The 22794-nt window shown below is 71.6% G+C and carries 23 protein-coding genes and 1 pseudogene; 8 read left to right on the forward strand and 16 right to left on the reverse strand.

The genetic code is table 11. The annotated features are described in order from the left end of the window. Window positions 1–116: 116 nt before the first annotated feature. A complete protein-coding gene (locus tag CLM62_RS08830) occupies window positions 117–596 on the forward strand; it encodes a DUF6314 family protein (RefSeq protein WP_095749295.1) in 480 nt (159 codons plus the stop codon). 75 nt (window positions 597–671) lie between these two features. Here CLM62_RS08830 and CLM62_RS08835 read toward each other — a convergent pair whose 3' ends face one another. Next, entirely contained in the window at window positions 672–1265 is a 594-nt protein-coding gene (locus CLM62_RS08835) for a histidine phosphatase family protein (protein WP_095749296.1), read from the reverse strand. A 98-nt stretch (window positions 1266–1363) separates the two neighbouring features. Between CLM62_RS08835 and CLM62_RS49880 the strand changes: the two genes are divergently transcribed. Further along, window positions 1364–1525, forward strand: coding sequence for a DUF6461 domain-containing protein (locus tag CLM62_RS49880; RefSeq protein ID WP_179382014.1), 162 nt, complete (start codon window positions 1364–1366; stop codon window positions 1523–1525). Here the strand turns inward: CLM62_RS49880 and CLM62_RS08840 are convergent. Further along, window positions 1522–2955 carry a PLP-dependent aminotransferase family protein gene (locus CLM62_RS08840; RefSeq protein ID WP_095749297.1) on the reverse strand — a complete coding sequence of 478 codons (1434 nt, stop codon included), beginning with the start codon at window positions 2953–2955 and terminating at the stop codon, window positions 1522–1524. The genes CLM62_RS49880 and CLM62_RS08840 overlap by 4 nt on opposite strands. Here CLM62_RS08840 and CLM62_RS08845 point away from each other — a divergent pair. Together CLM62_RS08845 and CLM62_RS08850 are read left to right on the forward strand one after the other, a co-directional pair. Next, window positions 2954–3874: a DMT family transporter gene (locus CLM62_RS08845; RefSeq protein WP_095749298.1), complete on the forward strand. Its 921-nt coding sequence runs from the start codon at window positions 2954–2956 to the stop codon at window positions 3872–3874. The two genes, CLM62_RS08840 and CLM62_RS08845, sit on opposite strands and share 2 nt — an antisense overlap. A 93-nt stretch (window positions 3875–3967) precedes the next feature. After that, entirely contained in the window at window positions 3968–4168 is a 201-nt protein-coding gene (locus CLM62_RS08850; RefSeq protein WP_095749299.1) for a DUF1918 domain-containing protein, read from the forward strand. Between the two features lies 1 nt (window position 4169). On the opposite strand, the gene CLM62_RS08855 is transcribed toward CLM62_RS08850, so the two are convergent. Next, window positions 4170–5399 (reverse strand): glycoside hydrolase family 10 protein, encoded by a 1230-nt coding sequence (locus tag CLM62_RS08855; protein WP_095749300.1) that lies wholly within the window; start codon window positions 5397–5399, stop codon window positions 4170–4172. A 170-nt stretch (window positions 5400–5569) separates the two neighbouring features. Between CLM62_RS08855 and CLM62_RS08860 the strand changes: the two genes are divergently transcribed. Together CLM62_RS08860 and CLM62_RS08865 are read left to right on the forward strand one after the other, a co-directional pair. Further along, the gene (locus tag CLM62_RS08860; protein WP_095749301.1) at window positions 5570–6442 is read left to right on the forward strand and encodes a 3-hydroxybutyryl-CoA dehydrogenase; all 873 of its coding nucleotides are present in this window, start codon (window positions 5570–5572) and stop codon (window positions 6440–6442) included. A gap of 212 nt (window positions 6443–6654) precedes the next feature. Then, on the forward strand, window positions 6655–6912 hold the full coding sequence (locus CLM62_RS08865) for a hypothetical protein (protein WP_095749302.1): 258 nt from the start codon (window positions 6655–6657) through the stop codon (window positions 6910–6912). A gap of 36 nt (window positions 6913–6948) precedes the next feature. Here the strand turns inward: CLM62_RS08865 and CLM62_RS08870 are convergent, their stop codons facing one another. The 10 genes and pseudogenes from CLM62_RS08870 to infC all read right to left on the reverse strand — a co-directional run bounded on the left by CLM62_RS08870 (window position 6949) and on the right by infC (window position 17889). Continuing rightward, window positions 6949–7494 carry an NUDIX hydrolase gene (locus tag CLM62_RS08870; RefSeq protein ID WP_095749303.1) on the reverse strand — a complete coding sequence of 182 codons (546 nt, stop codon included), beginning with the start codon at window positions 7492–7494 and terminating at the stop codon, window positions 6949–6951. Between the two features lie 75 nt (window positions 7495–7569). Next, window positions 7570–8910 (reverse strand): transcriptional regulator, encoded by a 1341-nt coding sequence (locus tag CLM62_RS08875; RefSeq protein ID WP_095749304.1) that lies wholly within the window; start codon window positions 8908–8910, stop codon window positions 7570–7572. A 230-nt stretch (window positions 8911–9140) separates the two neighbouring features. After that, window positions 9141–10334: a PP2C family protein-serine/threonine phosphatase gene (locus CLM62_RS08880; protein ID WP_095749305.1), complete on the reverse strand. Its 1194-nt coding sequence runs from the start codon at window positions 10332–10334 to the stop codon at window positions 9141–9143. Window positions 10335–10473: 139 nt separating this feature from the next. Then, window positions 10474–12987 (reverse strand): phenylalanine--tRNA ligase subunit beta, encoded by a 2514-nt coding sequence (pheT, locus tag CLM62_RS08885; protein WP_095749306.1) that lies wholly within the window; start codon window positions 12985–12987, stop codon window positions 10474–10476. Beyond that, window positions 12987–14132: a phenylalanine--tRNA ligase subunit alpha gene (gene pheS / locus CLM62_RS08890; protein WP_095749307.1), complete on the reverse strand. Its 1146-nt coding sequence runs from the start codon at window positions 14130–14132 to the stop codon at window positions 12987–12989. The genes pheT and pheS overlap by 1 nt, the downstream gene beginning before the upstream one ends. A gap of 138 nt (window positions 14133–14270) precedes the next feature. After that, window positions 14271–15407, reverse strand: a complete 1137-nt coding sequence (locus tag CLM62_RS08895; RefSeq protein ID WP_095749308.1) for an ATP-binding protein — start codon at window positions 15405–15407, stop codon at window positions 14271–14273. A gap of 52 nt (window positions 15408–15459) precedes the next feature. Further along, on the reverse strand, window positions 15460–16308 hold the full coding sequence (locus CLM62_RS08900) for an RNA methyltransferase (protein ID WP_095749309.1): 849 nt from the start codon (window positions 16306–16308) through the stop codon (window positions 15460–15462). A 101-nt stretch (window positions 16309–16409) separates the two neighbouring features. Then, window positions 16410–16793 (reverse strand): 50S ribosomal protein L20, encoded by a 384-nt coding sequence (gene rplT, locus CLM62_RS08905; protein WP_006141703.1) that lies wholly within the window; start codon window positions 16791–16793, stop codon window positions 16410–16412. 89 nt (window positions 16794–16882) lie between these two features. Next, entirely contained in the window at window positions 16883–17077 is a 195-nt protein-coding gene (gene rpmI, locus CLM62_RS08910; RefSeq protein WP_095749310.1) for a 50S ribosomal protein L35, read from the reverse strand. A 112-nt stretch (window positions 17078–17189) separates the two neighbouring features. After that, a pseudogene (infC, locus tag CLM62_RS08915) lies at window positions 17190–17889 on the reverse strand (translation initiation factor IF-3). Between the two features lie 366 nt (window positions 17890–18255). On the opposite strand from infC, the gene CLM62_RS08925 reads away from it, so the two are divergent. Then, entirely contained in the window at window positions 18256–18624 is a 369-nt protein-coding gene (locus tag CLM62_RS08925; RefSeq protein WP_095749311.1) for a DUF1844 domain-containing protein, read from the forward strand. Between the two features lie 24 nt (window positions 18625–18648). Here the strand turns inward: CLM62_RS08925 and CLM62_RS08930 are convergent, their stop codons facing one another. Beyond that, on the reverse strand, window positions 18649–19380 hold the full coding sequence (locus CLM62_RS08930; protein ID WP_095749321.1) for an SseB family protein: 732 nt from the start codon (window positions 19378–19380) through the stop codon (window positions 18649–18651). Window positions 19381–19530: 150 nt separating this feature from the next. On the opposite strand from CLM62_RS08930, the gene CLM62_RS08935 reads away from it, so the two are divergent. Continuing rightward, window positions 19531–20478 carry a serine hydrolase gene (locus CLM62_RS08935; RefSeq protein ID WP_095749312.1) on the forward strand — a complete coding sequence of 316 codons (948 nt, stop codon included), beginning with the start codon at window positions 19531–19533 and terminating at the stop codon, window positions 20476–20478. Here the strand turns inward: CLM62_RS08935 and mycP are convergent. Then, window positions 20475–21695, reverse strand: a complete 1221-nt coding sequence (mycP, locus tag CLM62_RS08940) for a type VII secretion-associated serine protease mycosin (RefSeq protein ID WP_373559122.1) — start codon at window positions 21693–21695, stop codon at window positions 20475–20477. The two genes, CLM62_RS08935 and mycP, sit on opposite strands and share 4 nt — an antisense overlap. Continuing rightward, complete coding sequence (locus CLM62_RS08945; RefSeq protein WP_095749322.1) at window positions 21692–22543, reverse strand: hypothetical protein; 852 nt, start codon at window positions 22541–22543, stop codon at window positions 21692–21694. The genes mycP and CLM62_RS08945 overlap by 4 nt, the downstream gene beginning before the upstream one ends. Window positions 22544–22794 lie beyond the last annotated feature (251 nt).

A 22794-nucleotide genomic window follows, 5' to 3' on the forward strand; every position in this document is an offset into this window, starting at 1 on the left:
TGTACGACTGTTCGGTATATCGGACGATGATCAGCACTTCGAACGGCAAGATAGGTAGGGGACAAGGACGCGTCAATGGTTCGCGCAGCAACGGATGGGACGAGGGACGCAACGGGATGGGCGAGTTCTGGCCGGTGCCGGACGTGCTGGCGTATCTGGCCGGGCGCTGGCGGGTGGAGCGGTCGGTGCGGGATCTGGCGAGTGGCGCACAGGGTCGCTTCAGCGGTGCGACGGTTTTCGGCCCACTGGACTCACTGGGCGCACTGGACTCACTGGGCTCGCTGGACGGAGGCGGGCTGCTGCACCACGAGTCCGGCACCTTCACCTGGCTGGGCGTCCCGCGTCCCGCCGAACGCACGCTGCGCTTCCTGCCCGGGGACTCACCGGGCACGGCGGCCGTACGCTTCGCCGACGGCCGCCCCTTCCACGACCTGGACCTGGCCTCCGGCCGGCACCTGGCCGACCATCCGTGCTCGGCGGACCTCTACCAGGGCGAGTTCACCGTGCGCAACCAGGATCACTGGCGGACTGTGTGGCGGGTGGGCGGACCTGCCAAGGACCTCGTCCTCATCACCGAGTACGCCCGCGAGGGCTGAGCGGTCTCCTGACTACACCCCGGAGGGCTGAGCGGTCTCCTGACTACACCCGCGAGGGCTGAACGGTCATCCCGACTACGCCCGGGAAGACTGAGCGGACACCCCGTCGAAGCGGAGGCTCCAGCGCCCTGCCCGGCCGGTGACGGTCGTCGTCGACAGGGGGCGGACGTCGATGTTCCAGTACGTCGCGGGCGGCGCCTTCAGGGCGTACACCAGGGCCGCGCGGATCACGGACGGCTCGGCCACGGCGACGATGCGGCCGCCGTCCTCGACGGGCCGGGTGTCGAGCCAGTTCCCGACGCGGGAGATGAAGGCCAGCAGGGACTCCCCGCCGTGCGGGGTGGCCTGCGGGTCGGCGAGCCAGGCGTCCACGGCCTCCGGCTCACGGGCCATCGCCTCGCCGAGCGTCAGCCCGTTCCAGCGCCCCATGTCACAGTCCCGCAGGGCGAGTTGCACCAGCGGTGAGTACCCGAGGGCATCGCCTGTGGCGCGGCTGCGCGGAGTCGGCGAGCAGTAGCGCAGCTCGGCCGCCGCGAGCGGGATCAGGCCCTGGGCGACGCGCTGCACCTCGTCCCAGCCGGCCTGGTCCAGCGGACGGTCGTCCGCGAAGCGCTCCGCCAGCAGCGGGGAGCTGCGCGCGGCGGCGACGAAGGTGACCCGTAGTTGCATGCGGCGATGGTGAGTCGCGGAAGTGCGCAGGTCAAGAGGTGTTGCCTGGGAGTTACCCAGGGTGGGCCGGAACCGGCCGACCGTGGGGACAGCCGGCGGTGCACGCGCTGGGCGCCGGGCACGGGGCGTTCACCACGGTCGGCGACTGGTCTCTGATGGTCGAGTGCAACGGCTATCTGGGCATCACGCCGGAGGCCATGGTGCCCCTCTCGCGCGGCCATAGGGTGGTCTCCCACTTCCCCCCGGTCCCCCGCGCCTAGAGCACCTCGTCACAAGCCCTACGAAGCCGCCGTACCCCCTCCGCGATCTCCCCCGTCCCCGCCACCGCCGCGAAGCTCAACCGCACGTGCCCGGCAGGAGGCTCGGCGCTGAAGTACGGGCGGCCGGGCGTGATCGCGACGCCGGCGCGGAGGGCGGCGGCCGTCAGAGCGGCCTCGTCGGTGCCGTCGGGGAGGCGCAGCCAGAGGTGGTAGCCGCCCGAGGGGATGTGCGGGAGGGAGAGTTCGGGGAGGTCGAGGCGGAGGGCGGAGGTCATCGTGTCGCGGCGGGCCTTCAGCTCCGCGGAGATGGCGCGCAGATGGCGGGGCCAAGCGGGCGAGCCGACCAGTTCGAGCGCCGCCTCCTGGAGCGGCCGGGGGACGAAGAAGGTGTCGACGATCTGGATGGCGCGCAGCCGCTCCAGCACAGGGCCGTGGGCGGCGAGCGCGCTCACCCGGAAGCTGGGTGAGGTGGCCTTGGTCAGCGAGCAGACGTGCACGACGACTCCGTCGGGGTCGTCTGCGGCCAGCGGACGCGGCAGCGGCCCCGCGCTCTCGTGCACGAGCCGTCGTACGAAGTCGTCCTCGATGACGAACGCACCGGCCTCGCGCGCGATCCGGAGCACCTCCGCGCGCCGGTCGGGGGCGAGCACGGCGCCGGTGGGGTTCTGGAAGAGCGGCTGGCAGACGAAGACCCGGGCCCCGGTCGCTCGGAAGGCGTCGGTCAGCAGGGCCGGTTTCACGCCGTCCGTGTCCACCGGTACCGGGACCGGCCGCAGACCGGCCGCGCGGGCGATCGCCAGCATGCCCGGGTAGGTGGGCGACTCGACGAGGACGGGCGCCCCGGGCGGGGCGAGCGCGCGCAGTGCCGTGGTCAGCGCGGACTGGCCGCCCGAGGTGATCAGCACCTCGGCGGCCGTGATGGCACCGCCGATGCCGCGCGCGAACCACTCCCGCAGCTCCGGTAGCCCCTCCGTCGGCGGCCGCCCCCAGGCTCCCGGGCGGCGGCCCGCCCGGGACAGCGCCGCGGCCATCGCCCGCTCCGGCTGCAGCGAGGGGTGCAGATAGCCGCCGTTGAACTCCACGACACCGGGCGGCGGGGCGGCGAGCGAGACCAGGACGCCGGAGGCGTCGACCGAGCGCGGTACGAGGTCGGCGGCGCCGTCCGCGCTGAGGGTGACCTCCTGCCAGGAGGTGTCTCCGGCGACAGCGGCGGTGGGACGCGGCCGGGCGCGGAAGGCTCCGGCGCCGGGCCGGGTGACCACCAGCCCCTCGGCGGCCAGTTGCGCCAGGGCCCGCGAGACGGTCACCGGGCTCACCCGGAACCGCTCGACGAGGGCACGGCTCGACGGGAGCTTTCCTCCCGGCGAGTAGCGGTCCAGCTCCCTTCGCAGCTGTTCTGCCAGATCACCGACGCTGCTACGCTCTTGCATGAGAGCACAGAGTAGCGCTACCGCGCCGACCCGGATAGCGGTCACCGCTCCGGCCGGGACGACGACAACCGCCGGCACCCTCCAGGCCGCCCTCGGTGTCGTCGCCTTCTCCCTCACCTTCCCCGCCACCGCCTGGGGCCTGGAGGGCTTCAGCCCCTGGGCCCTGATCGCGGCGCGTACGGTCCTCGCGGCGCTGATCGCGGGCGGCTGTCTGCTGGCGCTGCGCGTCCCGTTGCCCGGCCGCCGCCACTGGCCGGGCCTCGCGGTCGTCGCCGCCGGGGTCGTGGTCGGCTTCCCGCTGCTGTCCACGCTCGCCCTGCAGACCTCGACCACCGCGCACGCCGCCGTGGTCGTCGGCCTGCTGCCGCTGACGACCGCGCTCTGCTCCGCCCTGCGCATGGGCACCCGTCCCTCCCGCACGTTCTGGACGGCGGCGCTCGTGGGCGCGGCGGCGGTGGTCGCCTTCGCGGTGCAGCAGAGCGGCGGCGCGCTCACCGCCGCCGATCTGTACCTCTTCGCGGCGCTGCTGGTGTGCGCGGCCGGCTACACCGAGGGCGGCCGGCTGGCCCGGGTCATGCCGGGGTGGCAGGTCATCGGCTGGGCGCTGGTGCTGTGTCTGCCGCTCGCCGCGCCCGCCGCCGCGGTGGCGCTGGCGTACGAGCCGCCGCACCTGACGGCGCACAGCGTGGCCGGACTGCTCTGGGTCGCGGCGGGCTCGCAGTTCTTCGGCCTGGTCGTCTGGTACCGGGGCATGGCCGCGATCGGCATCCCGAGGGCCAGCCAGTTGCAGTTGGCCCAGCCGCTGCTCACACTGGTGTGGTCGGTGCTACTGCTCGGCGAGCACCTGACGGTGGCCGCCCCGGTGACGGCCGCGGCGGTGCTCGTGTGCATCGCCGTCACCCAGCGGGCGCGGAGCTGAGCGGCGCGCACGCGCCGGTCCCATCCGGGCCCCTGCGCCGTAAACTCGAGGCCACGGACCGCTGCTCCCGCACATGGTGAGGAGGCCCAACAGATGCGCGCAACCGTGGGCGACCAGCTTGTCCAGCACGGCAGGGTGGTCGGACAGCACGACAAGGTCGGCGAGATCGTCGAAGTACTCGGCCAGGAGGGCAACCCCCCGTACCGCGTCCGCTTCGAGGACGGGCACGAGGGCGTGTGCTCGCCCGGCCCCGACACCGAGATCCGGCACCGAGAGAAGGAAACCCGCAGGTGATTCAGCGCGGGGGCTTCGCCGGCTGCCCGTAGTGGTCGGCGACCACCCGCGCCATCGCCCCGATCCGGTCCGCCGCCACTTCCTTGGCGGCGAAGAAGACGTGCCCGCGCGCCTGCGGGTAGTCGCGTGCCAGGGTGAGATGGCGGGACAGTTCGGCCGGGTCCTGCCAGGCGGCGGGCTGCGCCGGATCACCCGCCTTGTACAGGGCCTCGCCCAGGTACAGCTTCGTACTGCTGCCCCGCGCCACCTCCGCCCACCAGGGCAGCAGCTTGGCGTAGTCGGCGGCGGCGAGGCCGATGTTCCAGTAGAGCTGCGGCACGATGTAGTCGATCCAGCCCTCGCGGACCCATTTCCGCGTGTCCGCGTGCAGATCGTCGTACGTCTGCACACCCGCCCGGGTGTCCGAGCCGCGCGAGTCGGTGGCCGCGTTGCGCCACACCCCGAAGGGGCTGATGCCGAAGCGGGTGGTGGGGCGGATCTCCTGGATGCGCCTCGCCATCTCCAGCACCAGCTTGTCGGTGTTGTCCCGCCGCCAGGCGGCCCGGTTGGGGAAGGCGCCGCCGTAGCGGTCGTAGGCCGCGTCGTCGTCGAAGGTCTGGCCCGCCACCGGATACGGGTAGAAGTAGTCGTCGAAGTGCACGGCGTCCACCGGGTACTTCTTCACCGCGTCCAGCATCGCGTTCTGCACGAAGGCCCGGACTTCGGGCAGCCCTGGGTTGTAGTAGAGCTTGCCGCCGTAGGCCACCACCCAGTCCGGGTGGGTGCGGGCGGGGTGGGAGGCGACGAGCCTCGTCGGGTCCGTGTGCATGGCGATGCGGTAGGGGTTGAACCAGGCGTGCAGTTCCAGCCCCCGGGCATGCGCCTCCCGCACGGCCGTACCGAGCGGGTCCCAGCCCGGGGACCTGCCCTGCGTGCCGGTGAGGCACGACGACCAGGGCTCGTACGGCGAGGGCCACAGCGCGTCCGCCGTCGGACGCACCTGGAAGATCACCGTGTTGAGGCGGTTGCGGACCGCCGTGTCCAGATGGGCGATCAGCTCGGCGCGCTGCTGGGCAGCCGTCAGGCCAGGCTGCGAGGGCCAGTCGCGGTTGGTCACGGTCGCCAGCCACACGCCCCGCATCTCGGTCGTCGCCCGGCGTGGATGCTGCTTCGGCCCGGCCGCCGCACCTGAGCCCGTCGTGAGAGTCGACAGCGCGGCCAGCGCGAACGCCCGACGTGACAGTCGCCCCATCTGCACACCCCCTTACACCGTGGATCCGCGCGGTCACGGATCGTCTCCGCGCCCAAGGATGCCCGACCCGGACGATCGATCATCGCTACTTCGGGGTAACGTGCACACGATCGGAGCAGGCCCTGCCCAGCGGGATCCTGCCACGGCCGAAGAACAGCGAAAGGGACGATGTGACCGGCATCTCGGTAGACATTGCGCGGGTCGGAGTGGTGGGCTGCGGCCAGATGGGAGCGGGCATCGCCGAGGTGTGCGCCCGCGCCGGTCTGGACGTGATGGTCGCCGAGACCACCGGTGAGGCCCTGGAGATAGGCCGGACCCGGCTGTTCAACTCCCTGTCCAAGGCCGCCGAGCGCGGCAAGATCACCAGCGAGGAACTCGACGCGACGCAGGCGCGCCTGAGCTTCACCACCGATCTCGGCGAGTTCGCCGACCGCGACCTGGTGATCGAGGCCGTCGTCGAGAACGAGCAGGTCAAGACCGAGATCTTCCAGGTGCTCGACCAGGTGGTGACCAGGGCGGACGCGATCCTCGCCTCCAACACCTCCTCCATCCCGCTGGTCAAGCTGGCGGTCGCCACCTCGCGCCCCGACCAGGTCGTCGGCATCCACTTCTTCAACCCGGCCCCGGTGCAGCAGCTGGTCGAGCTGATCCCGGCGCTCACCACCTCCGAGGGCACGCTCAGCCGCGCCCAGGTCTTCACCGAGAAGGTGCTCGGCAAGCACTCCATCCGCGCCCAGGACCGCTCCGGCTTCGTGGTGAACGCGCTGCTGATCCCGTACCTCCTCTCCGCCATCCGGATGTTCGAGTCGGGCATCGCCAGCCGCGAGGACATCGACAACGGCATGGAGATGGGCTGCGCCCACCCGATGGGCCCCCTGAAGCTGTCCGACCTGATCGGTCTGGACACGGTCGTCTCGGTGGCCCAGAGCATGTACGAGGAGTACAAGGAGCCCCTCTACGCCGCTCCCCCGCTGCTCCAGCGCATGGTCGACGCCGGCCGCCTGGGCCGGAAGTCCGGCTCGGGCTTCTACACCTACGGCTGATTCTTCTACACCTACGGCTGATTACAGACGGTCAGTATCCAGCCATCGCGCGGGCCCGGCACCGGAGAAGGTGCCGGGCCCGACGTATTCACACACCGTGTGCGCATCGGGCTCGCATATGCCTCTCGCACACTCTCCCCACCCGCCCACCAGGCGAGTTGACTCTTCATGCGCATGCAAGGGATGTGACGACTACGGAAAGGAGCGGACTCGTGACCGCCGACCCCGAACATCCCGTGGTTCATGGAGAACTCGCAGAGTTACGGCGCCGCCTCGATGTCGCGTACGCGCGCGTCGAGGGAGGGCTGAATCTGATCAATCACCGTACCGAGGAGACCGACAAGGAACTCGACGACCTGAGCAATCGGGTCGTCGCACTGGAGCACGCCCGCTGGCCGCTGCCCGCGGTCGCGGTACTCACCGCCGTGGGCGCGCTCGTCGTGACGATCTGGCAGGCCCTGGGGGGCTGAAGGACCTGGTGGACCAGGACGCCGGTGGGGGGGAGATCAGGGCTTGGCGTCCTGCCCCAGCCGCAGATGATGCAGCAGCAGTAGCGCGGCCGCCATGTTCGCGGCCGGGACCTCGCCGCGGGCGACCATGTCGGGGACGACCTTGAGGGGGACCCATTCCCGGCGGTCCGACTCGAAGTCGTCCACGGGGTGTCCGACGTACTCGCCCTCGTCGGCCCAGTAGATGTGGTGCCGGGCGTCGGTGAGCCCGTTGGACGGCTCCACGCTCATCAGGTGGTGCAGGGGTCCCGGCCGCCAGCCGGTCTCCTCCTCGAGTTCCCTGGCGGCCGCGCGGGCGATGTCCTCGCCGTCCTCGACGACGCCCGCCGCGAGTTCCCACCCCCAGCTGTCGGTGATGAAACGGTGGCGCCACAGGAGGAGGACCTCATTGGCCTCGTTCACCACCGTGGCCACGGCTACGGGCCGCAGCCGTATGAGGAAGTGGTCCAGGTGCCGGCCGTCGGGCAGTTCCACATCTGCCAGGTTGACGGTGAACCAGCGGTTTTCATACACAGTTTGTTCGTTCTGCTTCGTCCACTGCACGGTTCTGCCACCTTCCGTCGAGTAAGTGGCAATATCGCAGCAGGGACGATGGGGTGTCGGTGGTCGGGCGCCGGTCTACAGCGGTACGCGCAGTGCCCCGTCGATGAGTTCGGCCGCCTCGGACGTGCCCGCGCAGCCACTGCGCACGAGGTGTTCGCGGACGGCCCGGAGTCTGTCGCGCAGGCGCTGGGACTCCATCCCCCTGGCCTGCTCGGCCATCTGCACCGCGGTGGCCACCGCCTTGTCGGCGTTGCCCTGGCGCAGTTCGATGGTGCTGAGCATGGCGAGCCGGTGCACCCGGCCCCGGTCGTGGGCGGGGTTGTCGACGGCGGCCATGGCGTGCTCCCGTGCCGCCGCCAGCTCGCCGAGGCTCAACAGTGCCTCCGCCACTTGGACGTTGACCAGTCCCGGCTGGACATAGCCCGTCTCGTCGGGCTCGTGTCCACGCCGGATGCGTTCGGCGGCCTGCTCGGCCCGCCGGATGCACGACAGCGCGCTCGTGCCGTCGCCGAGGTGTGCGTACGCCTTCGCCTGCATCGCGTACAGGTCGGAGGCGAGCGCCGGGGTGATGTGCCTGCCGGCGGCACGCAGCGCGGCCTCGGCGAAGGCGACGGCCTGGCGGTACTCCCGCATGAACAGCGACTGGTTGACCAGGAGCGCGATCACGTACGCCCCGAGTCCCCGGTCCCCGCTGGCCTTCGCGAGCCGGAGAGCCTGGTGGAAGTAGCGCTGGGCGAGGCCGTGCGCGTCGGAGTCGTAGGCGCAGATCCCGGCGACAGCGACCAACCCGCCGGTGGCGCGGTGCAGTTGGCGGCCCGTCTCGTCGGTGTAGCTGCCGCGCAGCAGCGGGGCGGCCTCGGCGTTGAGGAAGCCGACGATCCGGGTACGGGTCGCTATGCCGCCGGCCTTGCGGTACATCTGCTCGTAGTGGGCACGGGCCGCGCGCAGCATCTCGATGTCGGCGGAGGTGACCCGGTGGCGGCCGCCGCGCGAGACGTCGACGTCCTCGGGCGGGTTCTCCCACTCCCACACGGGCATGACGGCCGGCGTGCCGGTGACCGCGGGCGCGCCCAGGATGTGCGGGCGCTGTTGCTCGTCGGAGCGCCACAGGGCGGTGGCCCGCTCGACGAACCCCGACAGAGAGGTGCCGTGCGGGGTGGACGGCTCGCCGGGCACGCCGAGGCCGATGTCGTCGAGGGTGACGGGGCGTTGCAGCCGGGCGGCGAGCACCTCGCAGATCAGGTCGGGCACCTGGCCGCGGGGGCGCTGGCCCTTCAACCACCGTGCCACGGCGGTGTGTTCGTATCTGAGCGCGAGACCGCGCGCCCGCCCCGCCTGGTTCACATGGGCGGCGAGTCCCGCGTGCGAGATGCCCGCCTCGTCCAGGATCGCGTCGAGCAGAGTGTTGGGCTGCATGGGAGGCCCCCCGGGTGGCTCGGTGCCGACAGAGTAGTGGGTCCGCCTTCACACGGGGTGTGAACGGAGTACTCGAATCCGCGCTGTGTGCGCGCTGTTGCGCAGAGTTTCCAGCCGGTTGACTGAAATGCCTCGCAAGAGGCCGGCCGGGCCGTCGGCTCCCCCTCGTACAGTGCGGCGGCCCGGCGCCGTCGCTGCGCTGGCTGCGCCGGGCGACCAAGGGGCGGCGGCTATCGGCGCGTTGTCGGCTGCGGGTGCGTTGTGGCTGGTCGCGCCCGCGCGGCGGAGCCGCATGTGTCACTGTCCCGCGCCCCTGGAGCGCGTCTGCGTTGCCGCTCGTTCTGCAGCGCGAGTAGGGCGATGTCATCCGCAGGCACCCCGCCCGTGTGTTGCAGTAGCGCGGCAAAGACGGAACCGATGACGGCCTGAGGTGCGTCAACGGGCTGCCGACGTACAGCCTCGGACAGAGCGGTGTGCAGAGAGAAGAACCGGCCACGCGCGTCCCTCGCGTCCTCGGCTCCGTCCGTGTGCAGGACCAGGGTCTCGCCCGGCTGCAAGTGGCCACACCGCACAGGCGGCAGGTCGGGCGGGAGGGGGAACAAGCCGAGGGGCGGGTGGGGATCCTCGGTCGCGAGAGGCTCCACCCTCGTGCCGCTGAGCAGATACGGCCACGGGTGACCGCAGTTGAGGGCGCGGACCTCTCCGTCCCGGTCGATCTCCAGCAGCAGTACGGTGACGAACTCCTCGGCGACCGGGTTGTCGGGCGCCGGGCCGGCCGAGGGGTGTTCGGCGCGGGCCCGCTCGCGCAGATGCCGGGCCAGGGCGCGTTCCAACCGGCGTAGCACACCGTCGAGTTCGGCCTCGTCGTGCACGGCCTCGCGGAAGCTGCCCAGGACGGCGGCCGCCGTGCCGATGGCGGTGAGACCGTGCCCGCGTGCGTCGCCCATCACGACCCGTACGCCATGCTCGGTGGCCACCACGTCGTACAGGTCACCGCCGATGGTGGCGCCGTGGTCGGCGGACAGCTGGGCGGCGGCGAGGTTCAGGCCGTCGACGCGTGGGGGCAGCGGCCGTAGCAGCACGCTCTGGGCGGCCTCCGCGACCTGACGGGCCCGCCTGAGCTCGCGCAGCAGGCTGTGCCGGACGTAGAAGATCAGCCCGGTGCCGACGGCGAAGAAGACGGCGCTGGTGACCGCGCGTGCCCCGAGGCCGTTCTGCTGGGCGAGCGGACAGGCCAGCTTGTAGGTGATGGCGACGGCTCCCCAGGCGGTGGGCAGCCCGAGCGCGAGGGCTCGCCGCAACGGCCGGCGTCCTGGCCGGGATGTGCCTCGAAGCGATGTGGGAAGGCCCCGGTGACCGGGTGCCCGTGAGTCCGTTCGGGTCCGCCCCGCCCTTCGGGGAACCCCAGCCTTGATGCGGATCATGCCGATGGCCCCCCAATCAGGCCCTGACAGCGCAATCGGACCGACCCCGAAAGGCCGGTCCGATTCTGTCGACCAGATGCCCAGAAAGGGCCAATCACTGGGAGAAGTCACCCTATTGAGTGAGGTGACTGCAACGTCCCTAGCTCCGCAGCACCGCCCCCGTGCGCTCGCCCGCGAGGGCGACCGCCGCATCCCGAGCCGCAGAAGCCTCATCCACGGTCAGAGTCCGATCCCCCGCACGGAACCGCAACGCATAGGCCAGAGACTTCCGCCCCTCCCCCAGCTGCTCCTCGTTCTCGTACACGTCGAACAGCCGGATGCCCTCGAGCAATTCACCCGCACCCTCACGCAGCGCGGCCTCCACATCCGCATGCGGCACGAACTTCTCGACCACGAGAGCGACATCCTGCGTAGCGACAGGGAACGTGGAGATGGTCGGCGCCTGCGGCGTACCGTCCCCCACCCGCTCCAGCGCGTCCAGATCGAGCTCCATCGCACAGGTACGCGCGGGCAACCCCAGCGCCTTCAGCACGCGCGGGTGCAGCTCACCCGCATGCCCCACGACCCGCTCGGCACCGTCCGCGACGACCGCCAGCTCGGCGCACCGACCCGGGTGCCAGGGCCCGTACTGCCCGCTGCGGACGACCAGCTCCGCACCGGCCTCACGGGCCACCACCCGCGCCGCCTCCACCGCGTCGGCCCAGTCGCCCGGACGCCCCTTGCCCCACCAGCCGGCCTGCTCACGCGCGCCCGCGAGGACGACGGCGACGTGGCGCGGCTGCTCCGGCAGCGCGGCGTTCAGCTCGGCGATCTCCTCGTCGGTGGGACGCCGGTCGACGGTCAGAGCGACAGCGACCCGCTGCTCCTCGCGCGGCAGGAACACCAGCCCGGTCTCGAACAACGCCAAGTCGTGCGAACCCCGGCCGTCATTGCGCCGCAAGGCACCGAGCAGGCCGGGCAGCAGCGAGGTACGCAGCGCCGGCTCCTCGTCGTTGAGCGGGTTGGTCAGCCGGACGACATGGCGGGCCGGGTCGTCGGCCGCCAGGCCCAACTGGTCGAAGACCTGCTCGCTGACGAACGGGTAGTTCGGCGCCTCGACGTATCCGGTCCCGGCCAGGGCCCGGCCGACGCGGCGGTGCAGCCGCTGCCGGTGGGTCAGGCCACGGCCGGACGGCGGCTTGGGCAGCGTGGAGGGCAGGTTCTCGTAGCCCTCCAGGCGGATGACCTCTTCGGCCAGGTCGTTGATCTCGAGGAGGTCGGGCCGCCAGGACGGCACGGTGACGAGCAGCTCGTCCTGTCCGTACACGTCGCAGCCGATCTCCTGAAGACGCCGTACGACGGTCTCGCGGCCGTACGTGACACCCGCGACCTTGTCCGGGTGGTCGGCCGGGACGGTGATGGTGTGCGGCGCGGACGGGGCGATGACCTCGGTGACGCCGGCCTCGGCGGTGCCGCCCGCGAGCAGCACGAGCAGGTCGACCGTGCGCTGGGCGGCGGCGGCCGCGGCCTGCGGGTCGACGCCGCGCTCGAAGCGGCGGGAGGCCTCGGAGGACAGCTTGTGGCGGCGGGCCGTACGGGCGATGGACACGGCGTTGAAGTGCGCCGCCTCGATCACGACGTCCGTCGTCGCGTTCTCCAGGTCGTCGTGGTCGGCGATCTCCGTGTTGGCGCCGCCCATCACGCCCGCGAGGCCGATCGGGCCGCGGTCGTCGGCGATCACCAGGTCCTCGGCGTCCAGCGTGCGCACGACGCCGTCGAGGGTGGTGAGCTTCTCGCCCGGCTCGGCGCGGCGTACGCCGATCGTGCCCTGGACCAGCCCTCGGTCGTAGGCGTGCAGCGGCTGGCCGAGTTCCGTCATCACGTAGTTGGTGACGTCGACGGCGAGCGAGATCGGGCGCATGCCGACCTTCTGCAGGCGGCGCCGCAACCAGATCGGGGAGCGCGCCTCGGGGCTCAGACCGGTGACCGTACGGGCGGTGAAGCGGTCGCAGCCGACCGGGTCGGTGACCCGCACCGGGTAGCCGAAGGCGTTCGGGCCGGGCACGTCGAGCAGGGCCGGGTCGCGCAGCGGAAGGCCGTAGGCGATGGCCGTCTCGCGGGCGACGCCGCGGATGGACAGGCAGTCGCCGCGGTTGGCGGTGACGGCGATGTCCAGGACCTCGTCGACCAGCTCGAGAAGCTCGATGGCGTCCTTGCCGACCTCGGCCTCCGGCGGCAGCACGATGATGCCGTGCGTGCCGTCGTCGCCCATGCCCAGCTCACCGCTGGAGCAGATCATGCCGTGGGACGTCTTGCCGTAGGTCTTGCGCGCGGAGATCGAGAAGCCGCCCGGCAGCGTGGCACCCGGCAGCACCACGACGACCTTGTCGCCGACGGCGAAGTTGCGGGCGCCGCAGACGACCTCCTGGGGCTCGCCGGTGCCGTTGGCCCGGCCGACGTCGACCGTGCAGAAGCGGATCGGCTTCTTGAAGCCCTCCAGCTCCTCGATGGTCAGCACCTGGCCGACGACGAGCGGCCCCTTGAGGTCGTGGCCGAGGTGTTCGACGGTCTCGACCTCAAGACCGGCCGAAACCAGCTTGGCCTGGACGTCGCGCCCGGTTTCAGTCGCCGGCAGGTCGACGTACTCCCGCAGCCAAGAAAGCGGGACCCGCATCAGATCTCCATCCCGAACGGCCGGGTGAACCGGACGTCACCCTCGACCATGTCTCGCATGTCATCGACGTTGTGGCGGAACATCAGCATCCGCTCGATGCCGAACCCGAAGGCGAAGCCGCTGTACTTCTCCGGGTCGACGCCGCAGGCGGTGAGCACCCGCGGGTTGACCATGCCGCAGCCGCCGAGCTCGATCCAGCCTTCGGAGGAGCAGGTACGGCAGGGCCGGTCGGGGTTGCCGACGGACTCGCCGCGGCAGACGTAGCACACCATGTCCATCTCGGCGGACGGCTCGGTGAACGGGAAGAAGTTCGGCCTGAGCCGGGTCTTCATGCCCTCGCCGAACAGCGACTGGACCATGTGGTCCAGGGTGCCCTTGAGGTCGGCCATGGTCAGGCCCTCGTCGACGGCGATCAGCTCGACCTGGTGGAAGACCGGGGTGTGCGTGGCGTCCAGCTCGTCGGTGCGGTACACGCGGCCGGGGCAGATCGCGTAGACCGGCAGCTCGCGGTCGAGCAGGGAGCGGATCTGCACCGGCGAGGTGTGGGTGCGCAGCACGACGCCGGACTCGGTGCCGCCTGAACCCGCGGCGGAGCCGCTATGGGATGCAGTCTGCACGAAGAACGTGTCGTGCTCACCGCGGGCCGGGTGGTCCGGGCCGATGTTCAGCGCGTCGAAGTTGAACCACTCGGCCTCGACCTCGGGGCCCTCGGCGACCTCGTAGCCCATGGCCACGAAGATGTCCTCGATGCGCTCCGAGAGGGTGGTCAGCGGGTGGCGGGCGCCGGCCGGTACGCGGTCGTACGGCAGCGTGACGTCCACCGCCTCCTCGACCAGCACGCGTGCGTCCCGCTCGGCCTCCAGCTCGGCCTGACGGGCGGCCAGGGCCTTGTTCACGGCGCCGCGGGCCTGGCCCACGCGCTTTCCGGCCTCGGCCTTGGCGTGCGGGGGCAGCGCGCCGATCTCGCGGTTGGCGAGGGCCAGCGGGGAGGTGCCGCCGGTGTGGGCGACCTTGGCCTCCTGGAGCGCGTCGAGGGAGTCCGCGGCGGCGAAGGCGGCGAGCGCCTCGTCCCGCATGCGCTCGATCTCTTCCGGTTTCAAGGCCTCGACCTCTACAGGGTCGTACGACTTATTCGGTGCCGACATCTCTTCCCGTGCTTCCGATTGGCTGGCTGAAGGTCCCCGTCACCGACTCGTGGACGGATCGTCACGGTTTTTGGGACACAAGGGTGCCAAAGGCCGAGTCTAACGGGGCGGAGGTAGACGAATGCGCCCGCGGGCTGCTCAGGTCAGATATGCCGGAGCGCTCACGGGCAACGTAAATCGGAACTCGGCGCCGCCACCGGCGGCGCGGCCGACCGTGATGGTGCCGCCGTGGGCCTCGACGATGCCCTTGACGATGTAGAGCCCGAGGCCGGTGCCACCGCGCTTGCTGCCCCGCCAGAAGCGGGTGAAGACGCGGTTCATGGATTCCTCCGGGATGCCGGGCCCCTCGTCGCTCACCGTGACCGACGTGCCGGTGTCCTCGCCCTCGCGCGGGGACGCCGTGGCCGTGATGTCGATGGTGACCGTTCCCTCGCCGTGCCGCACGGCATTTTCCAGCAGGTTGCTGAGCACCTGGTCGATCTTGTCGGGGTCGGCCCACAGGTCGGGCAGGGGCTGCTCCACGCGCAACAGGAACCGGTCTGCGGGCAGGCCGGCCGCGACGTACGCCTGGATGTGCCGTCCGACGGCGGCCCCCATGTCGACGGGCTGGCGGCGCACCTCGAGCCGCCCGGAGTCGATTCGCGAGATGTCCAGCAGCTCGGCGATGAGCCGGGTGACCCGGTCGGCGTCCGCGTCGACGGTCTCCAGCATCAGCCGTTTCTGGTCGTCGGTGAACCTCTCCCACTTGGCGAGGAGGGTCGCTGTGAAGCCCTTGACGGACGTGAGCGGCGAGCGCAGCTCGTGGGCCACCGTCGCGATCAGCTCGGCGTGGCTGCGCTCGGTGCGGCGGCGGGCCTCGGTGTCGCGAAGGGAGACGACGACCCGGTGGACGGGCCCGGTGGGCCGTGTCCGCACGTATTTCGCGGAGACGAGCACCTCCCGACCGCCGGGGAGGAGGAGGTTGCGCTCGGGCTGTCCGACCCGGATGGCGAGCCCGCCGTACGGATCGGTCAGCTGCCACCAGCGCCGCCCCTCCAGGTCCTCTAACGGCAGGGCCTTCTCCAGCCGCTGCCCGAGGGCGTCCTCGGCGGGGAGGGCGGTGATCCGGGTCGCGGCGGCGTTGAAACAGATCACGCGCCCGTGCTCGTCCGCGACGACGAGGCCGTCGGGCAGTTGGTCGGGGTCGATGCCGAGCTCGGCGAGATCACCGGGCCGTGACGCGGGCGGGCGCCGTACCTCCCGTGCTCCCGGTGCGCTGCTCGTGCCGACACTCATCCCCGTATCCCACCTCTCAGGCGTCTGAGGGGCCCCCGAGCTGGTCACCCTACTAGCTGTCGGTGACGGTGCGGCACCCTCCGGAGGCGCGCTGTGCACGGGCTGACGCATAGAGACATACGGCGGCCGCGGTGGCGAGGTTCAGGCTCTCGGCCTTCCCGTGGATCGGGACGCGCACCACGGCGTCCGCGAGCGCGCGGGTCTCCTCGGGGAGCCCCCAGGCCTCGTTCCCGAACACCCAGGCGGTCGGCCCGCCCATGGTCCCCTTGTCGAGCTCGTCGTCGAGATCGTCGGTCCCGGCACCGTCGGCGGCGAGGATCCGCACGCCGACTCCCTTGAGCCCCGCGACCGCATCCTCCACGGGGACGCCCACGGCGACGGGAAGGTGGAACAGCGACCCGACGGAGGCCCGTACGGCCTTGGGGTTGTACAGGTCGACGGAGGCATCGGTGAGTACGACGGCCTCGGCACCGGCGGCGTCGGCGCATCGCAGGACGGTGCCGGCGTTGCCGGGGTCGCGCACATGGGCGAGGACGGCGACCAGCTTGGGCCGGGCTTCGAGGATCTCCTCGAACGGGGTGTCGAGGAACCGGCAGACGCCGACGAGACCCTGCGGGGTGACGGTGGTGGAGATGTCGGCGATGACCTGCTCGGAGGCCAGATGCACTCGGGCACCGGCGTCCCGGGCCTCCCCCACGATGTCGGCGTACCGCTCCGCGGCGTCGAGCGTGGCGAACAGCTCGACCAGCGTGCCCGCGTGCCCGGCCGCCTCCCGCACGGCCTGCGGCCCCTCCGCGAGAAACAGCCGCTCCTTGCCCCGGAAGTTCCGCTTGGCGAGCCGCCGGGCGGCCAAGACGCGGGCGGAACGGGGGGAGATCAGCTCGGGGGTGGCGGGGGACATGCTGTTCACCTTCGGAGACCCTCTCTACGGACACAACAGGACCCGCAGGCCTCCTCAGCCTGCGGGTCCTTCGTCACGTCGGCTCAAACCCAGCGCGAGCGTCACGCAGCCTTCGGCGCGTTGACGTCCGACGGCAGCGCCTTCTGAGCGACCTCGACGAGCGCCGCGAAGGCGTTCGCGTCGTTGACGGCCAGCTCGGCGAGGATCTTGCGGTCGACCTCGACGTTCGCGGCCTTCAGCCCCTGGATGAAGCGGTTGTACGTGATGCCGTTGGCGCGGGCAGCGGCGTTGATGCGCTGGATCCACAGCTGGCGGAAGTCACCCTTGCGCTTCTTGCGGTCGTTGTAGTTGTAGACCAGCGAGTGGGTGACCTGCTCCTTGGCCTTGCGGTAGAGGCGCGAACGCTGACCGCGGTAGCCGGATGCCTGCTCGAGGATCGCCCGGCGCTTCTTGTGGGCGTTGACTGCCCGCTTGACGCGTGCCACTTGTTAACTCCTTGTAGCTGGGTCACGAGGTGACCCGAGAACGGCTTGGTCCCGGTTATCGGCTGCGCCCTGCCCACGCAGGGCGCGCACTACATCCCGAGGAGCTTCTTGGCCTTGGCGGCATCGCCCGGCGCCAGCTCGACGGTGCCGGCCAGGCGGCGGGTCAGCGTCGAGGACTTGTGCTCCAGGTAGTGGCGGCGGTTGGCACGCTGGCGGAGCACCTTCCCCGAGCCGGTCACCCGAAAGCGCTTCTTGGCACCGCTGTGCGTCTTGTTCTTCGGCATGGCGCCGTTCTCTCCTCGTTGGTGGCGCTCCGATGCCCGGTCACGAAAACCGGGCACGGTGGAGCGTCGCTGTTGTATCGGTTATGTCCTGGGGACTCGCGTCCCCCCGGGATCACGCCTCGGCGGATGCCTCGGCAGGGGCCTGGGCGTCCACGTCGTGCTCGACGTCCACACCGTTCTCGCTGTCCGCGGCGTTCTGCGAGCGGCCCGGGTTGGCCTTCGCTTCGGCCTTGCGGGCCTCCTGCGCCTGGCGAGCCTCGGCCATCGCCTCGGTCTTCTTCTTGTGCGGACCGAGGACCATGATCATGTTTCGGCCGTCCTGCTTCGGGTTCGACTCGACGAAACCGAGGTCCTGGACGTCCTCCGCGAGCCGCTGCAGCAGTCGGTAGCCCAGTTCGGGCCGGGACTGCTCGCGACCACGGAACATGATCGTGATCTTGACCTTGTCGCCCTGCTTGAGGAACCGGACGACGTGACCCTTCTTGGTGTCATAGTCGTGCGGGTCGATCTTCGGCCGGAGCTTCATCTCCTTGATGACCGTGTGCGCCTGGTTCTTGCGCGCCTCACGGGCCTTCATGGCCGACTCGTACTTGAACTTCCCGTAGTCCATGAGCTTGCACACGGGCGGACGGGCGTTCGCCGCGACCTCGACCAGGTCCAGGTCGTACTCCTGCGCAAGCTCCAGTGCCTTGGCCAGGGGGACGATGCCCACCTGCTCGCCACTGGGACCGACAAGTCGCACCTCGGGAACGCGAATCCGGTCGTTGATGCGGGGCTCGGCGCTGATGGATCCTCCTCGGTTAGCACCACACGGCAGTCTGGCGGACAGCCGCGTATGTATCTGTTCGTAAGACCTAACCGCGCCGAAGCACAAAAAATGCCCCGGACGATCACAGGCGGGGCTCCCATTACTACCGGAGCACCGCCGCGATGATCGCGGGGCGCGCTTTCGGGCGACTCCATCGTCCGTACGGAACGATGGTGGCCGCCTGACCGGGTGACCCGCCGTCCCGGAGGACGGTCAGGTGGGAGATCGGAGCCTCCACTTGTGGGCCGAGCACGCTGCGTACTTCTTGGCGCGTCCGGCCGGTCGTTACACAAGGTTAGCAGCTCGGTCCAGGAAGGGCTAACCGAGACCGACTGGGGCCGCACTCCGTGCGCCACCTATCGTGTCCTGCATGAGTGATACCTCCCCCTCCGGCTCCCCCGAGCAGCCCGACTTCGACGAGATGACCCGCGACATCGCCGAGGTCCCCGCGGTCGAGGTGATCGTGACGGTCGCCGTCAATCTGATGAGCGCCGCCGCCGTGAAGCTGGGGCTGACCGAGGAGGGCGACAAGTACAAGGACCTGGACGAGGCCCGCAAGCTGGTGCACGCCCTCGCCGGGCTGCTGGACGCGAGCGCGACCGAGATCAGCTCCTTCCACGCGGCGCCGCTGCGGGACGGTCTGAAGTCGCTGCAGCTGGCGTTCCGCGAGGCGTCGCTCGTCCCGGACGAGCCGGGCCAGGGACCGGGCGAGAAGTACACGGGCCCGATCTACGGCTGATACGCGGACGTAGCCACGGCTGGATCACGGGCGTACGTACAGGGGCTCGCCCGGCGGCGTCGCCCCGGCCGGCAGCAGTGCCAGGTCGAGGCCACGTACCAGGCGGGCCCGCAGCGTGTCGTCGGCGGCGAGGCGCTGCGCGACCGCCCGCGCGGCCTCGGCTGGTGGTGTGGCCGGGTCCAGTACGAGGGCGAGGGTGCCGTCGGCCTGCCCCGGCCCGAGGTGGGCGCGCAGCACGGCGGGCTCGGCGGCCACGGCACCGCGGACGGCCTCGACGACGGCCGGGTCGGCGAGCGGGTCGGCCGTCGTACGGCCCTCGGCGAGCGCGAGCAGCGCGGGTCCCGTCAGCTCGAACGGCACCGGACCGGCCAGGTCCAGGACCACCGTGTCCGCCTTCTCGTGCGCGGCGGCCTGAAGAGCCTGGTGCAGGGGTACGGCGACGGGGCGGGCCGCCGGGTCCCAGCGGGCCAGCGACTCGGTGGAGGTGAAGGCGGGCAGGGCGACGCGGCTGCCGGCCTTCAGGGTCGGGACGGCCATGTCGCTGGTCTTCTCGCGGCGCAGCCCGTGCTCGTCCTCCTCCACCTCACCGAGCACGGCCACGACGGGGACGAGCAGCCGGGCGCCCTTGAGCGCCTCCAGGACGAGTCCCTCGGCGGAGCGGTCCTCGGCCCACGCGGCGAGCGCCGCGCTCAGCCGGGGGTCGGCGGAGCCGTCGTCGCCGGAGAAGCCGGAGTCGGGAATGTTCTTGTTCGCCACGGTCACCGACCCTATAGGGGGGATGCTGCTGGGCTTGTGCGGGCCCGGAAACCTGCCCGTGACGCATTTCACGGCTTTCTCAGATTTCGCTGACACACATCTAACCTCCGCCTAACAATCCGCACAGGCGCCGCCCCGAGCATCGCGGGCATGGACTCTTCCAGAGCCGCCCCCCGCTCCCGTCCTCCCTGGCGCCGCCCCTGGCTGTACACCGCGCTCGCCTCCGTCGCCGTCGTCGGCGGTACGGCGGCCGGGACCGTGTACGTCAAGGCGCAGGCGCACTCCGGTGGGGGCGCCGTATCGTCGGCGGCGACGCCGTCGGCCTCCCCCTCGGCCCCGGCGAGCGAGGAGGAATCCGTGGAACCGGTGGCGCAGCCGACGGTGGATCACGACGCGCAGCTGGCCGATGCCGTGGAGCTCGTGAGCGCGGAAGACACCGCGGAGGTGTCGGTGGCGGTACTCGACCTGGGCTCCGGCGAGAGCGCGACGTACGGCGACGGCGTCTTCGACACGGCGAGCATCGTCAAGGTCGACATCCTGGCGACGCTGCTGCTCCGGCATCAGGACGCGGGGACGCGCCTCACGGCCCAGGAGAAGACCTACGCCACCGCGATGATCGAGAACAGCGACAACGTCTCCGCGACGGCCTTGTGGCGGATCATCGGGAGGGCGCAGGGGCTGGACGCCGCGAACGAGCGGTTCGGGCTCGCCGACACCGAGGGCGGCGACGGCGATCTGTGGGGCCTGACGCAGACCACGGCCGTCGATCAACTCACCTTGCTCCAGGAGGTGTTCGGGGACGACTCGGAGCTGAGCGAGGACTCGCGGTCGTATCTGCGGGGGCTGATGAGGCAGATAGCCGTCGGCCAGCAGTGGGGGGTGTCGGCCGCGGCCGACGGTTCGGCGTGGGCGCTGAAGAACGGCTGGCTGCCGCGCAGCACCACCGGTCTGTGGGTCATCAACAGCGTCGGGCGTGTGACGGTGGACGGCGACGACTACCTGGTGGCCGTGCTGTCGAAGGGCAACTCGACGCAGGTGAAGGGGATTTCGCTGGTGGAGGCGGTGGCGCGGGCGGCGGTGTCGGTGTTCACGCGCTAGAAGCCGTCGTAGCTGTCGTCGTAGCCCTCGTAGGTGCGCGGGGGGCGGCGGCCGCGCCACAGGACCACCGCGGCGATCAGCAGCACTACGCCGAAACCGCCCGCGAGCGGGGCCGCCCAGGCCGAGGGGTCGCTGTCCGCCTCGGCGGCGTCCGGGCCGGAGCCGAAGTACCTGTCGCCGTACGCGGCCGCCTGGAGGCCCTCCGGTTTGAGGCGGTCGGCCTCGGCGAGGGCGGCGGCCGGGTCGATGAAGCCGTAGCCGCGGGAGTCGTCGCGGCCGCCGCTCGGGGCGTTGCGGGCCGTGTCCTCCAGGAGCTTCTTGATCTGTGCCGGGGTCAGATCCGGGTGGGCGGCCTTGATGAGCGCGGCCGCGCCGGAGACGAAGGCGGAGGCGGCACTCGTCCCCCAGCCCTCGTAGTACTTGTGGTCGGGGTCGGCGATGACGACGTCGACGCCGGGGGCGCTGACCGTGGCGTACCAGCGGCGGGTGGAGAAGGAGGCGCGGGTGCCGTAGCGGTCGACGGCGGTCGCGGCGATCACGCCCGGGTAGGCGGCCGGGTAGGAGATGTGGTCGCCCTTCTCGCCGCCGTTGCCTGCTGAGGCGACGACGACGGAGCCCTTCTTCAGGGCGTACTGGACGGCCTCGTCCTCGGCGGGTTCGGGGTGGGCGGAGGCGGAGTCGTCGCCGAGGGAGAGGTTGATGACTTCGGCGCCGTGGTCGGCGGCCCAGCGGATGCCTTCGGCGAGGGCGTTGCCGCGGGTGTTGCGGGCCCTGGCGCGGGCCGGGTCGCCGTCCTCGAGGATCACGCGGACGGGCAGGATCTTCGCCTCGGGGGCGATGCCCATGACGCCGTCGGCGTCGCCGGCGCCGTGTCCGTGGCCGGCGATGATGCCGGCCATCGCGGTGCCGTGCCGGGCCCAGGCGCGGTCGCCGTCCTTCGCGCCGAAGCCGATCATGTCCTTGCCGGGGAGGACGTTGCCGACGAGGTCGGGGTGGTCGTCCTCGACGCCGGTGTCGAGGACGGCGACGGTGACGCCCGCGCCCTTGGTCGTGCGCCAGGCCTCCTGCGTGTGCATGGCGTCGAGGGCCCACTGCTGGGCGCGGATGCCGTCGGCGTGCGCGGCGGTGGGCGGGACGAGGGCGATGGAGGCGGCGAGGAGGACGCTCAGCAGGCCGGCCCGGCGGGTCCTGACGCTGATGCGGCTCATGGGGCTCATGAGGGCTTCTCCGTGGGCGAACTGACGGTCTTGCGCAGGCCGCGTTCGATGCGGTCGGCGAGGCCCTGGGCCTCATTACCGAGGCCGGCCTGGGCGGGGGCCGTGGTGGTGCCGGACTCCATGGCGTCCTCGGCGGGCTGCGGATCGTCCACCGTGCGCCCGTCGGCCCAGCCGGAGACGGCGTAGACGACCACCGGGGCGTCGGTGAGGACGGAGACGGTCCAGGAGGCGCGCTGCTCGGGGCCGAAGTCGGCGGCGACGGTGTCCTTCGCGGCGTAGGGGCGGGGCATCAGGTCGGCCCGCTTGCCCAGACCCTCGGCCTTGAACCGTGTGCTGAGGGAGCTCATGGCGGCGGCGTCGGCCTTGGTGAAGAGCAGGCCGACGGTGGTGACGTAGCTCTGGGTGGCGTCGGTGTAGGTGGCGCGCAGCAGCCGCTCGCAGCCGACGGAGGTGAGGGCCTTGCGCAGCAGCGGGTCGAAGGCGGCCTCGCAGCCGCTGTCGGGGGCTACGGCGATCCGGGTCCAGGTCCGGTCGGCGCCGCCGGGGCCGGCGCCCTGGCCCTCCACGGTCGGCGGGAACAGTTGGTCCACGGGGACGCTGTGCCACAGGCCGCCGGCCGCGGCGAAGGTGTCGTTCGGGCCGGCCTCCCCCGGCTCCCCGATGAGCCAACTCCCGGTGAGTGCACCGCCGATGAGCCCCAGGCCGAGCACGACACAGGCAGCCGCCGCGGCGACCCGGGGCCGCACCCGCAGACCGAGCGGACGGGGCCGCGCCCGGTCGTCGTATCCCTCGGGCTCCCCGAACGAGACCACGGGCCGCGCCGCACCGGGGGCCCCGCCCGGCGCCATGGGGGCGCTCCAGGACAGGGCCGGGTCCGGAGACAGGACGGTCGAGTCGGTGCCGGCGGTGGCGGTGGAGCGGGGCGGGGTGGTGGGTGCGGCGGGGACACGGGGACCGCTCACTTCCCCGGCGGACGCGGGACAGGAGCCCGTACCGCCCGCGGAGGACGCACGCGAGCCGCTCTCGGCACCGGCGGGCCCCCGCTCGGGGCGGGGCGGGAATCCCGGCGGGACGGGCGCGGCCGAGCCACCCGGCCGGA

This window comes from Streptomyces sp. SA15 (assembly GCF_002291145.1).
Taxonomy (GTDB): domain Bacteria; phylum Actinomycetota; class Actinomycetes; order Streptomycetales; family Streptomycetaceae; genus Streptomyces.